Source organism: Vibrio diazotrophicus (assembly GCF_038452265.1).
Lineage (GTDB): Bacteria > Pseudomonadota > Gammaproteobacteria > Enterobacterales > Vibrionaceae > Vibrio > Vibrio diazotrophicus.
Window position 1 is genome coordinate 434,851 of the sequence record NZ_CP151843.1, and the last position, 13,671, is coordinate 448,521.

Consider the following 13,671-nt stretch of genomic DNA (forward strand, 5'->3'; position numbering starts at 1 on the left):
TCCCTACTGAACGCCCATACACATGGAAGAGATCGTAAATGAAAAAAGCGACGTGTATTTATACAACGTTAGTTTTTATTTCAGCAGCAGGATACGCTGACGACAATGTCCTTGAGCATCTTATGAGCCTTTCGATTGAAGAGCTCTCAATGTTGAATGTTCAAATGGAAACAGCCACTAAATCGTCGCGGCGATTAGCGGATATCCCGTCTTCAGTTTATGTGTTGAGTAATGAACGCATCATTCGAAGTGGTGCGCGTACTATCCCCGATGCGCTAGCACTGGTTCCGGGGCTGCATGTTTCCAAGTTCTCAGATACCGAGTGGATAGTCTCCGCACGAGGCTTTCACGATGGGCTTTTTAATAAGCAGCTTGTCATGATTGATGGACGCAGTGTCTACAGTCCTCTCTATGGCGGAGTTTATTGGGCAGACATCGATTATGTTCTGGAAGATATAGACAGAATAGAAGTGCTTCGGGGACCAAGTGCAGCGTTGTGGGGCGGTAATTCGGTGAATGGCGTTGTTAATATCATCACAAAGTCGGCAAAAGAAACTCAGGGAACCTATGTAGCGGCTGGATGGGCAGAAGGTGGTGATTACGATGCAAGTGTCCGACATGGGCTGCAATGGAGCGAGGATGTTAGCGCAAGAGCGTTTTACAAAAGACGTCAGCTACGCAACGATCGGAAAAATTCTTACCCTGACTGGACTTTAGAGACGGCAGGTTTTGTCACTCAATCAGATGACGATAGCGATGCTTGGGCTTTTCGTCTCGGAGGTGAGCGTCTGACCTATAGCCAGGATTGGTATCAGCTACATTATTCAAACGGCTATTTAGATTCCGTTGATCTCGTTGAGCAACACGTTGATAGTTATTCTTTTTATACACAACTTAGTTACGATAAACAGCATTCGGACAAACTGGTCGGAAACTATCAAGTTTGGCTTGAACGTAACTCGAATGAAATGGCAGATGGAGCTGGACTGTCTAATACCTTTGATTTGGATTTTAACTACAACTATCAGATAAATGATGAACATCTACTCACTTATGGTGGTGGTTATCGTCTCGTCGAAGTCGAGTTCTTTCATCCATTTGAGGGTGTCGATTTCAATAACTTGCCAAATTATCAACGTTACGCCTTTCATCAGAGAGATGTGGATAGTATCGCAAACTTATACTTACAATCTGAGAGAACATGGAATAGTAAATGGAAGACAGTCGCTGGCGTGAAACTGGAGTACTTTGAGCTTTCAAATCAGTTTGAAATCTCGCCTCAGTTGCGAGCGCTGTTGACGATAGATGCCAATCAAACAGCTTGGGTGGGGTATGGGCGAGCTTCTGTGGCTCCTTCATATTTGACATCTAATACTTACCTCATCACAAATTACTATGATGCCAATCAAGATAGGTACCTTACGGAAGTGATGCTTGGTGAAAGCAATATGAAACCCGAAAGCGTCAGTACATATGAAGTTGGTTATCGTTATGATTCAGCGACAGGCTTTGAATTTGATGCAATATTCTTTCTAAGCCAACATAAATATGTGCGAGGACGAGATAGTGTGGTTATATCCGGTGTACCAGAGCAGGTGGTTGGTTTAGTCGTTACCGATGACTATTCGCTTGATACTCATGGTGTGGAGTTAAGTGCTGGGTATATCGCTTTAGAAAATTTGCGTTTCTATCTAAGTTACAGTTATTTGCATGCTAAAGGCGAATGGAATGGTGGGCGTTACTCTAACGGCAGCTTTGAAAGCTGGTATGACATAGATGCTCAGCACAATACAAGCTTACAGACGCTTTGGGATATTTCTACCCAGTGGAAGCTAGATTTTATCGTTCGTGGTCACTCGATTAAATACGATGACTATTACCCGCAAATCCCAAATTATATTGCTTTTGATGCTCGGTTAGCGTGGCAGGCAAATTCGAAGGCACCTAGATTAGAACTTATTTTGCAAAATATTGGGGAGAAAGATGGATATAGAACCGATTGGATTAGCACAATTAATGAAGAAACTGGAGTGCTAAAGGCTTCTTATGAGTTTTAATTTACATCGCGCTTGGGTATTGATGTTAATGCTTTTTTCAAGCGTGTCTTATGCAGCCTATGATCCAACGGATATTAAAGCGGTTTATATTTTCCGTATTTCAAATTTCATCCACTGGAACAGCGAAAGTGAGATGACCAATATAGAATTCTGCATTGTCGGCAACGATAAAATCGCGTCAACTTTGGAAAAAATTACCCAAGATAAAACCGTTCGCCAGCTCCCTCTTTCTGTTACCCCTTTTTATAGGGAGCAATGTGACATTCTCTTTGTGGATGCTAAGAGTGAATTAAATCTTGCTGATGTTTTGCCACACACGGTTGTCATTAGTGACAATCAATCCATAGGTTCCCGAGGTGGAACCATAGAATTAGCGACATTAGAAGGTAAAGTAAAACCGAAGATCTACATGGCCAATATAGGTGCCTATTCAATTTCTTCCAGTTTGTTACGCATAGCTATCATTGAAGATGGGGAGAAAATATGAACTCGCTATCTTTAAGATTTAAACTCATCCTTCCGATTTTCTTTCTGATGTCGTCCATTTTCTGTATTGCACAGTGGTTTAGTTTTCAGAAAGATATTGAGCAGAAAGAGGAAAGTCTAATCGAACGCGTTCATGTGTTATCGAAAGGCGTATCCTATAACTTGCAAGCGGCCATTTTGTTTGATGATCAACTCATCGCTCAGGAAATTCTGTCCGCTTTTGCGGTCGACGATGATGTTGTGCGGGTTAAACTGTTTGATCAAGAAAACCAGTTGTTTGCCTTGTATGAGAAAGTGGGCAGTGATGCACCGATTCCCAACGAGATTCTACGTAAAAAAGCATTGCAGAATGAGTATGCTATCTCAGACCAATATATCTACCTTACCGTTCCGATAGAAATTGAAGGGCTGACAGTTGCTTCATTAAGTGTAACGGTTTCGGCAAAGTCATTACGTGAAATATATGAGACAGCGCTTAATGATGCATTGTTCTTTTTTACTGTGTTGACGCTTTCTGGTATTGCACTTTATCAGTTAGTTCAAAAGCTAATCGTTAAGCCCGTGTACTCGCTGAATCACGCGATGAAGGCATACATTGATAACCGAGAGCGAAATGTAGATATCGATTGCAAGTCCACAGATGAAATCGGTGATTTGGTGAGTGCATTTAACACCATGCTAGACACTATTGAGGCTCACGAAGAACAAGACAGGAATACGCTCGTTAAGTTGGAGCAAGAGAAGTCCTTTGCCAATGAAGTGGTCGATACTGTCCAACATGGTTTAATTGTGGTGAATAGTAATGGCGAAATTATCATGTCAAATGGCGAAGCTAGTCGGGTTTTCCATCATTCATCACTGGGGCTGTTAGGGCAAAATATTATTGATATTTTACAAGTAGAGAACGATTCCATCATCGATTCAGCGTTAAATGAACATAAGCAGCTAGATGAAGAACTCATAGTCAGGCAAAACGGCAATAATACTCAACAGTTACTGCGAGTCAGTAGTCGCCCGCTATCCAGACCTGACCAAACTTTGTTCGCGATTGAAGATGTGACTGAAATTGAAGTTGCACTTAGACGTCAAAGGTTAGCGGCAGGCGTGTTTGAAAATAGCCAAGACGGGATAATTCTACTTAATCACCAAGGTGTGATCACCGTGATTAACCCTAAGGTGACCCAATTGCTTGGTTATAGCAACGAAGATGTAATGAACAAACCGATTGATGAAGTCTTGGCTTGGAATCAATTCAGCTCTTTGCTGCCAAGTATCGAACAGTCGTTGGAAGAGTTTGGGCAGTGGCAAGGAGAGGTGTGGGAGAGGCATACGGATGGACACCTAGTTCCTCTGTTTGCCAAAGTTAATCGTATTGCTAAATCTGACCTGTCTAAAGGACAGGATATGGTTATCATCATTTCAGATCTTTCCAATGTAAAAGAGATGGAACGATTAGAATATCTTGCGCATCATGACTCACTAACAGGTTTGGCTAATCGCTCTAAGTTGTATCGAGTACTAAATGACATCATTGCCGAGAACCAAGTGTCGTTTCGTCCATTCTCTTTGCTTTACTTAGACTTAGATGGGTTTAAGCAGATTAATGATACCTATGGCCACGCGGCTGGAGATGAAGTGCTAAAACAGGTGTCGGAGCGATTGCTTTCTCAGGTTCGCAGTCAGGACCTTGTCGCCCGATTGTCTGGTGATGAATTTGTCATTGTGATTAATCCCAGTGAGCGACAAAGTGTCGAGCTAATGTCACAACGACTGATTAAGCTGATTGAGCAAGATATTCAATACAAACAACACAGTGTTAATGTTGGGGCAAGCATTGGCGTATACTTGATTGACAGCAGAGAAGATAGTTTAGACGCGATGATCAAAGTGGCTGATAACGCGATGTACAAGGCAAAGAATTTAGGTAAAGGCCAATTTGTGCTTGCTGAAAAATCAACTCAAGAATTGATGTAAATACAGTACAGTTGGCAACAAATTTTATAAATGGTTAGGTAAGCAGCGTGAGGCTGCTCTTATGGAGAGAATAATGAACGTATTAGTGACTGGTGGCATCGGGTATATCGGTAGTCATACATGCATCCAGATGATTCACGCAGGTATGACACCGGTGATTTTGGACAACTTATACAACAGCAAATCAACAGTGCTTGATCGCATCGAGAAAGTGGCTGGGATAAAACCTAAGTTTGTTGAAGGTGATATTCGTAACAAAGCCTTGATGGTGGAATTACTGACTGAGCACAAGATTGACGCCGTTATTCATTTTGCAGGTTTAAAAGCTGTGGGAGAATCGGTTCAAAAGCCACTTGAATACTATGATAACAACGTTAATGGGACTCTAGTCTTGGTTTCAGCAATGCGAGAAGCAGGTGTGAAGTCATTGGTTTTTAGCTCTTCCGCTACGGTTTATGGCGATCCTGCATCTGCTCCTATCACCGAAGATTTCCCAACCAGTGCAACGAATCCATATGGCCGCAGTAAACTGATGGTGGAAGAGTGTCTGACGGACTTTCAAAAGGCAAACTCTGATTGGAGCATTACGCTGCTGCGTTATTTCAATCCTGTGGGTTCGCATCCGTCAGGCGAATTGGGTGAAGATCCGCAAGGGATCCCTAACAATCTAATGCCTTTTGTCTCTCAGGTTGCAGTAGGTCGTAGAGAGTTTCTTTCTGTGTTTGGTAGTGACTACCCAACTAAAGACGGTACGGGTGTCCGTGATTACATTCACGTGATGGATTTGGCCGATGGTCATATTGCAGCACTGCAGAAAGTGGGTAATAAAGCGGGCTTACATATCTATAACTTAGGCACTGGCATTGGCTATAGCGTGTTAGATATGGTCAAGGCGTTTGAGCTAGCCTCAAACAAACAAGTGCCATATAAGCTGGTGGATAGACGACCTGGTGACATTGCGGAATGCTGGGCTGATCCTGCGAAAGCAGAGCAAGAGTTAGGCTGGAAGGCTTCGCGTACACTTGAAGAGATGACTCAAGATACGTGGCGCTGGCAGTCGAATAATCCGCAAGGTTATCCTTCCGCCTAATGGTGTAAACAAATAAAAAGCGGCCTTCTGGCCGCTTTTTGCTTTGTATAGAGAAACCTCCAGCTAGGCTGGGGGCATTTCTAAAACTACATCTGTTTGTATTAATTGGTGCGGTAGCGGCTCAAGGTCTCTACTAAGTTACGAGTGGCTTGAGCAATATTACGAATACCTATAGAAGACTGCTCCGCTACACCACGAATGGTATTTGATTGATTGCGGATATCACTCAGTTCAGAAGCGATGTCATTTGCAACTGAGCTTTGCTCATCTGCTGATGTTGAAATCTGAATACTCAGGTCGTTAATCAGGTTTGCCGATTCAGCGATGAGATTTACATCGTTACCAATCTCTGTGACTAACTGGCTGCTAGTTTGAGCTTGGCTGACGGTTTGATCAGTAATTTTTGCAATGTTCAGCGTCTCGCTTTGCAGCTTACCTATCATGGTCTGAATCTCAACCGTTGCTGCTTGTGTGCGGCTTGCCAATGTACGAACCTCATCCGCAACGACAGCAAAACCTCGGCCTTGCTCACCAGCGCGTGCAGCTTCGATTGCTGCATTAAGGGCAAGAAGGTTGGTTTGTTCAGAAATCGCGTTGATAGTGGTAATCACATCGTTAATCTTGATGGCATTTTCATTCAGTGTTGTCACTGACGAAGAGGTTTGAGCAATGTAACCCGTTAACTGTTCAATTTCGCTGATCGCTTGCTGAACTCTCTTGTGACTATTGCTGACCTGTTCAGAATCATTCTCAGTTTGCTGAGTCGCTTTTAGAGCAATGTTTGAAACTTCGTGCGCTGATGCCGTCATCTCTTCCATTGCCGTCGCTACAGAATCTAAAGAAGAGTATTGTCTCTGGATTTGTGTTTCGCTTTCGCGCATCTCTTCAGCAAAAGAAGCTGACGTTTCGCTTAATGTTGTTGAGTTATCTTTTACTGCGACTACCAGATCAGTCAAGGTATCCATCGCGTTATCTAATGCACAACCGATAGTACCAAACTCATCACGGCCAGCATGGAATCCTAAACGTGAAGTTAAGTCACCTTGAGCAATTTTTTGCGTCGTCGTGTAAAGAACCCAAAGAGCGCCACCGATAAATGTCGCGACCCAGTAGATAAAAATAGCAAACGGAATTACCCACAAAAATGAAAGTAAGAAAGTCGTGAAGGCTTCCGAACGGGCATTTTGCTCACGTTTAGCAAAATCATCGGTAAGCGCATAAACTTTGCCATCGGATGCTTTCGCAGTCGCTGTTACCACACCGTTGTTATATCGAGTTTCGCTTAATGATGAGCGTACCTCTAAACCCGAAACTTTGCTGATATTTGATTGGGAGACTATACCTTGCAGTTTGTATTCAACAGCGAGTTTTGATTGCTGTTCAATATTGTCCAAAGTATCGAAATAGCGAGCGCCCGAGATGCTTGCGATCGCTAATAGAAACAGTGTGAAGACAACCCACATTTTATCGTTGATAGACATCTTGATAAACACGCGGTCTATCGTTCGGAACTCAACTTCTTTCATTGTTACTCCGAGAGGCAAATTTAAGAGATTCTTGTGTAGCTAGTATCCTACTATTTATGTGCTTTACGTCGTATTTAAATTTGCAATAAATGTAATATAAATTTAAAAAATGAGATTTAGATCGGCTAGTGTTCCGGAAACAAAAAAGGGTCAAATACATCAGTATTTGACCCTAAGAGATTTTATTGATTATTTAACCCAGTGATGGGAGAACGCCAGCTGTAATCAGTAGTTGTGAACCGATGATCACTATTCCGACCACGCCAGTAGCGACTAGAGCGATGTTGCCGCCACCAACTTGGTAATGATTTGCTGTTGCCGTTTGGCGAACTCGCACAACCATGACTAGCGGCAGGAAGATAGCTAAAACCGCAAGAGCAATCGCTGCGTATCCTAGAGCCATGATAAAACCTTGAGGGTAGTACAAAGCAAAGATTAGCGGAGGTGTGAAAGTTACAAGCGAAGCTGCAATTCTGTTCATGCCGCCGTTTTTCTTACGAATCGTGTCACCCATGAATTCAAACAGACCTAAACTTACACCCAAAAACGAAGTAAGCAGTGCTAGATCGGCAAAGATACCAATGATGTTACCAAGATTTGATTGATGAACTGTTTGAGAAAGCGTTGAGATTAAAGCACTCAAACCAGCATTGCCAATAAGGTCTGGTTGACTAACCACACCAAGTGTTACTACTTGCCAGAAGATGTAAATGATCAAAGGAATAGCAGAACCAACAATGATCGCTTTACGCAATGAAGGCGTATGTCCATCCAAGTAATTCACGATTGCAGGTATGCTGCCGTGAAAACCAAATGATGTAAAAATTACAGGGATAGAAGCAACAATCAATCCTTGGCCGACAGGCATACTGAGTAAGTATGATTGTGTCACGTTAGGTGCGAGGAACGTCAGCACCACAATCATTGCAATGATTTTACCTGCAAACAAAAGGCGGTTAACTTTATCAACCGTCGCTGTACCGATAGTCACAACAGCAGCAACGATTAAAGTGAAAACTAGAGTGCCGATTTGACCATTGATCTCTGCGCCCGTAAAACTTGCGATGCGGTGAGTAAACTGAGCGCCGCCACCTGCGATATACGCAGCACATAAAGCGTAAAACAAGAATAGCATGGCAAAAGTCGCCACCCATTTCCCTTTATCGCCTAAAATTTGTTTCGCTAGGGTATGTAATGTCGCATCCTTATCGGCGTACTGATGGATCTCCACCATGAGTAATGCTGTAAATGACATCAATGCCCAAAGACCAAGCATGATAATCAGAGAGGTTGAAAACCCAATTCCTGCGGATGCGAGTGGCAGAGCAAGCATACCTGCACCAATGGTGGTGCCCGCAATAATCAAAGTACTGCCTAAAAGCTTTGATTTCATCATTTTGTAAACTTATCTTTACTGTGTTGTGTTGCTTAAGATTATGTTCGAATATTGACCAGTAAATGTGGTTTTATTCGCTGGTTTTGCGACATTTTGTAGAACTTATCTGTAAACGTCAATCAATTTGTACAGATTAAACTCCATTGATGTAAATAAATGTTTACGGATTGTTTGGTAAGTAATGTTATGGCTTATATGTTTGGTTTTTTAATTCAACTACTAAATATGAATACACTTATAATCAAGCGAACAGCCAAGGAAAGAGTCTAAGTTTTTAATATGAATTATCTTGCTCATTTACATATAGCAGAAGCATCAGACAGCAATTTACTTGGCAATCTTTTGGGGGATTTCGTCAAGGGCAATCCGAGTGAGCAGTATTCAGAAGAAATCGTGCAAGGAATCAGACTCCATAGATGGGTAGATGCCTATACAGATAGCCATGAGGTCATGATTCTCGCTAAAGCCTTGTTTCCAGCAACAACTCGTCGTTTCTCACCCATCGCATTAGATATGTTTTGGGACCACTGTTTAGCCAAGCATTGGCAGAGTTTTCATTCACAGTCTTTACGGCAGTTTGTATTAGATGCGGAAAGGAAAGTTAAGATTGACCACTCTTCGTCTTTACCCGAGCGTTATATGATGGTGAGCGACAAAATGTGGCAAGGACGCTGGTTAGAGTCATACGCTGAATTTGAAAATATCCATTTCGCATTGCAACGCATGTCTTTGCGAAGAGAAAGAATGAAACCTCTTGCTGAATGTTATGTCAGCCTTGAAGATTCCTATCAGGAGCTAGAGTCGCTTTTCTTTTCACTCTATCCACAAGTATTAGAGAAAGCCAAAAGCATTCGCTTTTGATACAATCCGCCGCCCATCCTAGCAGCCAATGTTTTTATGTGTTTACCAATACAATCTTGGCGAGCTTTAGGTAATGAAATTTATATAGCTGAATTAATTGGTATCCGATGTCTGAACAAACTCCTACCTTTCAAGAATTAGGTATTCAACCTGCTTTAGTGGCAACGCTAGCCAGTATTGGTATAGAAATTCCAACGGCTATCCAAACGCAGGCAATTCCTCAAGTATTAGAGGGGCGTGATGTATTGGCTGGAGCTCAAACGGGAACGGGTAAAACGGCTGCGTTTGGTTTGCCTCTCATACAGCGTTTTATTAATAATCCCTCTGATCCTGAAAGAAAAGGTAAAGACATTCGCTCATTGGTGTTGGTACCAACCCGAGAGTTGGCGCAACAAGTCTTTGATAATTTGACTGCGTATGCAAAAGGTCAAAACATCAAAATTGTGACCGCTTATGGTGGCACAAGCATGAAAGTACAGGTGAATAATCTCCGTGGCGGTGCAGACATTCTTATCGCCACGCCGGGGCGATTGTTGGATCATGCCCATGTTAAGACTCTGTATCTGGGTACGGTTGAAGTTTTGGTTCTGGATGAAGCCGATCGCATGCTGGACATGGGTTTTATGCCAGATATTCAAAGAGTGCTTCGTAAGCTGAATCGTGCTCGCCAAACGCTGTTTTTCTCCGCAACATTCGATAAAAAGATCAAAGAACTCGCTTACCGAATGATGATGGAACCTGTTGAAGTACAGGTATCACCAAGTAATTCAACAGCGGCAACGGTTAAGCAGATGGTTTACCCAGTGAACAAGAAGCGCAAGAGAGAGTTGCTTGCTTATCTAATTGGTTCAAGAAACTGGCAGCAAGTCCTAGTGTTCACAAAAACAAGGCAGGGTAGTGATGCGCTTGCTGCAGAGTTAAAACTAGACGGCATAAAAGCAGCATCCATCAACGGTGATAAGAGCCAAGGAGCAAGACAGAAAGCGCTTGATGACTTTAAAGCCGGAAAAATACGCGCACTGATTGCTACTGATGTAGCTGCCCGAGGCTTAGATATTGAACAGCTAGAGCAAGTAGTGAACTACGACATGCCTTTTAAAGCTGAAGATTACGTACACCGAATTGGTCGTACTGGTCGAGCAGGTAAAGAGGGCTTAGCAGTATCGTTGATGAGTCAAGACGAAGAGCCGTTATTACATGCAATTGAACGTTTATTAGATGAAAGGTTACCGCAAGAGTGGTTGCAGGGATTCGAGCCGAGTATTGAACCAGTCTTTGATGATAACCAACCTGCAAAGCGTAACAGCCGCTCAGCGGAGAAACGTAAAATGAAAGCGAAGTTGAAAATCCATGCTAGCCGAGGCAAGAAAAAGTAGGCGGTTAGGACGCTAAACCAACTCCGAGTAAAACGATAAGGGCTGCGTAACGCAGCCCTTATGCTATTGATTCGCGCTAATGCGCTTCTCGCACTCTTCTTCCCAGTCATAACGAACTTCGTACACCAGCTCTTTTACGCTGTTTGGACGCATGACATCTTGCTCAGGAATGCTGAACTTGTGAATCATGATGTCATTGAACAGTGACCAGTGTTTCAATAGGCAAATATCTAAATCACGAGTTTCATCCGCCCATGTTTCTTTCATAAATGGAGTTAAGCTTGCTGCACCATGGCTAAACATGATCATTTGCCACTTTATTTCCCATACCTTAATCGGCGCGTTTGGGTACTCTTTGTTGTACAAGTCGGCTAAGCCTTCAATAATCTCTTCTAGCTCACCTGCAGTATCAATAAAGTAATCAAACAAGGCTCCTTCTTGACGGACTGCGTCAGCAATAAACTGAATCGGTTGTTTAATGATGAGGCTGTGCGCCAGCAGATGCATGGTAAACCGATAGAGTTTTACGTTTACCGCGGTATCGTCAGGTATTTCAGATAATACTTTGTGTAAATAAAATTCCATATAACTGTGCATACCATCACTAATGTAACGCCATATTTTTTCTTTGCTGCCAAAGTGGTGACGTATCAGGCTGTGTGATATACCCGCTTTCTCACTGATATTACGTAACGAAACACGAGCGTAGCCTAGCTCGCAAAATAAATTGGTGGCTTCCCGGAGAATATGCAGTCGAGTTTTATGGGCATCATCTGCGCTACGACGCCCTTGTTTTTTATCAGTCATATTGTGGTCTGTAGACCTTTTAAGGTTAAACGTTGTTCGATTAAACGAATTTAACCGAACCTTCGGGTAGCAGTACTGAGTTGTTTGTTCTGCGTTATCGCTTAGATGCTAAGAGTGTTTCACGCCATCGTCGTGGCCATGTATGAATAACTCATAAGTTGCGATAATAAACATTGCAAAAGGTCAACAGACTCAATTTATTCATTGCTGTGTATGAGCGACCTTTTACCAGAATTTACGGAAATTTTCACGGAAAAGAGAGTTATCAATAATCCAATTGTGCGCTGATACGCAGCATAAGAGGATTATTGATAAGAAAAACCTAAAGTAGAGAACTCAGTTTGTTGAGCAACAGATCAATGTCTTCGCGGGTAACATCTTGGTGTGTAACAAATCGAATAGGATTGCCCGGAGATACAATAATATTGTCTCGTTTTAGTTGATCAGCAATCGCATTGATATCAATATTTTCATCAACTTTTGCAAACACAATATTCGTCTGAACCCACTCTGGGTTTAGTGAGAATCCCGGCAGTTGAGCAAGACCATAGGCCAAGTGTTTTGCATTGTCGTGATCGACTTTAAGCTGAGCCACTTGTTCTGTGAGAGCAAGTTTACCTGCTGCCGCCAAAATACCTGCTTGACGCATACCGCCGCCGAGCATTTTTCGAATACGCCTTGCTTTGGCAATGTATTCTTTGCTTCCTAATAGCAAAGAGCCAATAGGAGCACACAAACCTTTAGAAAGGCAAATGGTCATAGAATCAAAATACTGAGCAATGTTCTTTACGTCAGTATCCAATGCAACGGCTGCGTTATAAACGCGAGCTCCGTCCAAATGCAGTTTGAGATTATGCTGATCGACGAACTCTCTCGCTTGCTTTAAATACTCCATTGGCAGCACTTTACCGTTAATAGTATTTTCCAAGCTCAAGAGGCGAGTCCGTGCGAAATGAAAATCGTCGGGCTTGATTGCTGCTTTTAACTTTGCAAAATCAATTGTGCCATCAGGATTGTTTTCGATTGGCTGAGGTTGGATTGAGCCTAATACCGCCGCGCCGCCTGCTTCAAACTTATAGTTATGCGCTTGTTGACCACATAGATACTCATCGCCACGATCGCAATGAGACATTAAACCCAGCAAGTTTGCTTGTGTTCCTGACGTGGTGAACAGCGCAGCTTCAAAACCGTGTCTTTCTGCTGCCCATGTTTCAAGTTTATTGACAGTAGGGTCATCACCATAAACATCATCGCCGACTTCGGCATGAGCCATTGCTTCGCGCATGGCTTGAGTAGGTTTAGTAACAGTATCAGAACGAAAATCCATCTTATTTCCTTATAACCAACTTAACTTATTATAAATATCCACATAGCTTCGCTTTGCTCAGGCAAGCGATAGTCTTAGAGTCTGTAATCTCGCCACTTATGATCTTTTGCTCAATTTCTGCCACTGAAAAAGTGATGACATCAATGACTTCGTCATCATCGCAGCTATACCTAGATGTTTTCACAAGGTTTTTCGCGATAAACAGATGCTGAATTTCATCACAGAAACCCGCTAAAGGAGTGAACAGACCTAAACTAATAAAGGAATCACTGCTGTAGCCTGTTTCTTCTTCGAGTTCTCGTTGAGCGCAAACAAGTGGTGATTCTTGGTTTTCAATTGTTCCCGCCGGAAGTTCTAGTAGCCACTTTTTCAGCGAAGGTCGGAACTGATTGATCATGACAATTTGGTTGTCTTCAGTGACCGGAAGAATGACTGCGGCACCAGGATGCACAATAGTTGTGTGTTTGACGTTATTACCGTTGGGAAGTACGACATTCTCTTCAACAAGAGAAATGCGTTTCCACGAGTGTATGGTATTGCTCATACAAAAATAGTTCTTATCGGTGGAGGAGAGCCACTTTGGCGTAGTACGTCTACCATATCGTATTTGGTTGCAGAATCTCAATCGGAAATAAATTCAACGTCGAAAATTCATATGGTTGTTATGAGCGCTATGTCGCATAAGTGCAAACTATGATTACATCATTTTGCACATTAGGTAGATCTGATATAACAGTCCGTCCAAATTCGGATTATAGTTGTAACCAAATG

11 protein-coding genes are annotated in these 13,671 nt (G+C 42.6%); 6 read left to right on the forward strand and 5 right to left on the reverse strand.

Annotated features, from left to right (window positions below; translation table 11 throughout):
* Nucleotides 1-38: 38 nt before the first annotated feature.
* The 4 genes from AAGA51_RS17230 to galE all read left to right on the forward strand — a co-directional run bounded on the left by AAGA51_RS17230 (nt 39) and on the right by galE (nt 5,607).
* Nucleotides 39-2,057 (forward strand): TonB-dependent receptor plug domain-containing protein, encoded by a 2,019-nt coding sequence (locus tag AAGA51_RS17230; RefSeq protein WP_042487321.1) that lies wholly within the window; start codon nt 39-41, stop codon nt 2,055-2,057.
* A complete protein-coding gene (locus AAGA51_RS17235; protein ID WP_042487317.1) occupies nt 2,047-2,544 on the forward strand; it encodes a YfiR family protein in 498 nt (165 codons plus the stop codon). Before AAGA51_RS17230 ends, AAGA51_RS17235 begins: the two co-directional genes overlap by 11 nt.
* Complete coding sequence (locus tag AAGA51_RS17240; protein ID WP_042487313.1) at nt 2,541-4,517, forward strand: diguanylate cyclase; 1,977 nt, start codon at nt 2,541-2,543, stop codon at nt 4,515-4,517. The genes AAGA51_RS17235 and AAGA51_RS17240 overlap by 4 nt, the downstream gene beginning before the upstream one ends.
* 73 nt (nt 4,518-4,590) lie before the next feature.
* Nucleotides 4,591-5,607 (forward strand): UDP-glucose 4-epimerase GalE, encoded by a 1,017-nt coding sequence (gene galE / locus AAGA51_RS17245; RefSeq protein ID WP_042487310.1) that lies wholly within the window; start codon nt 4,591-4,593, stop codon nt 5,605-5,607.
* Nucleotides 5,608-5,708: 101 nt separating this feature from the next.
* Here galE and AAGA51_RS17250 read toward each other — a convergent pair whose 3' ends face one another.
* Entirely contained in the window at nt 5,709-7,133 is a 1,425-nt protein-coding gene (locus AAGA51_RS17250) for a methyl-accepting chemotaxis protein (RefSeq protein ID WP_042487307.1), read from the reverse strand.
* Between the two features lie 193 nt (nt 7,134-7,326).
* The gene (locus AAGA51_RS17255) at nt 7,327-8,529 is read right to left on the reverse strand and encodes an aromatic amino acid transport family protein (protein WP_042487304.1); all 1,203 of its coding nucleotides are present in this window, start codon (nt 8,527-8,529) and stop codon (nt 7,327-7,329) included.
* Nucleotides 8,530-8,808: 279 nt separating this feature from the next.
* Between AAGA51_RS17255 and AAGA51_RS17260 the strand changes: the two genes are divergently transcribed.
* Both AAGA51_RS17260 and AAGA51_RS17265 read left to right on the forward strand, forming a co-directional pair.
* Nucleotides 8,809-9,390 (forward strand): ACP phosphodiesterase, encoded by a 582-nt coding sequence (locus AAGA51_RS17260; RefSeq protein ID WP_042487301.1) that lies wholly within the window; start codon nt 8,809-8,811, stop codon nt 9,388-9,390.
* Between the two features lie 107 nt (nt 9,391-9,497).
* Nucleotides 9,498-10,766: a DEAD/DEAH box helicase gene (locus tag AAGA51_RS17265; protein ID WP_042487298.1), complete on the forward strand. Its 1,269-nt coding sequence runs from the start codon at nt 9,498-9,500 to the stop codon at nt 10,764-10,766.
* A 63-nt stretch (nt 10,767-10,829) separates the two neighbouring features.
* On the opposite strand, the gene AAGA51_RS17270 is transcribed toward AAGA51_RS17265, so the two are convergent.
* The 3 genes from AAGA51_RS17270 to AAGA51_RS17280 form a co-directional block, all read right to left on the reverse strand.
* Nucleotides 10,830-11,573, reverse strand: a complete 744-nt coding sequence (locus AAGA51_RS17270; RefSeq protein ID WP_042487295.1) for a TetR/AcrR family transcriptional regulator — start codon at nt 11,571-11,573, stop codon at nt 10,830-10,832.
* 322 nt (nt 11,574-11,895) lie between these two features.
* The gene (ltaE, locus tag AAGA51_RS17275; protein ID WP_042487290.1) at nt 11,896-12,900 is read right to left on the reverse strand and encodes a low-specificity L-threonine aldolase; all 1,005 of its coding nucleotides are present in this window, start codon (nt 12,898-12,900) and stop codon (nt 11,896-11,898) included.
* Between the two features lie 28 nt (nt 12,901-12,928).
* Nucleotides 12,929-13,444 carry an NUDIX hydrolase gene (locus tag AAGA51_RS17280; protein WP_042487287.1) on the reverse strand — a complete coding sequence of 172 codons (516 nt, stop codon included), beginning with the start codon at nt 13,442-13,444 and terminating at the stop codon, nt 12,929-12,931.
* Nucleotides 13,445-13,671: the final 227 nt, after the last annotated feature.

What these genes read in the sequence shown, in the direction of transcription:
- AAGA51_RS17230 (WP_042487321.1), top strand. Translation starts at nt 39, where the DNA reads ATGAAAAAAGCGACGTGTATTTATACAACGTTAGTTTTTATTTCAGCA.
- AAGA51_RS17235 (WP_042487317.1), top strand. Translation starts at nt 2,047, where the DNA reads ATGAGTTTTAATTTACATCGCGCTTGGGTATTGATGTTAATGCTTTTT.
- AAGA51_RS17240 (WP_042487313.1), top strand. Translation starts at nt 2,541, where the DNA reads ATGAACTCGCTATCTTTAAGATTTAAACTCATCCTTCCGATTTTCTTT.
- galE (WP_042487310.1), top strand. Translation starts at nt 4,591, where the DNA reads ATGAACGTATTAGTGACTGGTGGCATCGGGTATATCGGTAGTCATACA.
- AAGA51_RS17250 (WP_042487307.1), bottom strand. Translation starts at nt 7,133, where the DNA reads ATGAAAGAAGTTGAGTTCCGAACGATAGACCGCGTGTTTATCAAGATG.
- AAGA51_RS17255 (WP_042487304.1), bottom strand. Translation starts at nt 8,529, where the DNA reads ATGATGAAATCAAAGCTTTTAGGCAGTACTTTGATTATTGCGGGCACC.
- AAGA51_RS17260 (WP_042487301.1), top strand. Translation starts at nt 8,809, where the DNA reads ATGAATTATCTTGCTCATTTACATATAGCAGAAGCATCAGACAGCAAT.
- AAGA51_RS17265 (WP_042487298.1), top strand. Translation starts at nt 9,498, where the DNA reads ATGTCTGAACAAACTCCTACCTTTCAAGAATTAGGTATTCAACCTGCT.
- AAGA51_RS17270 (WP_042487295.1), bottom strand. Translation starts at nt 11,573, where the DNA reads ATGACTGATAAAAAACAAGGGCGTCGTAGCGCAGATGATGCCCATAAA.
- ltaE (WP_042487290.1), bottom strand. Translation starts at nt 12,900, where the DNA reads ATGGATTTTCGTTCTGATACTGTTACTAAACCTACTCAAGCCATGCGC.
- AAGA51_RS17280 (WP_042487287.1), bottom strand. Translation starts at nt 13,444, where the DNA reads ATGAGCAATACCATACACTCGTGGAAACGCATTTCTCTTGTTGAAGAG.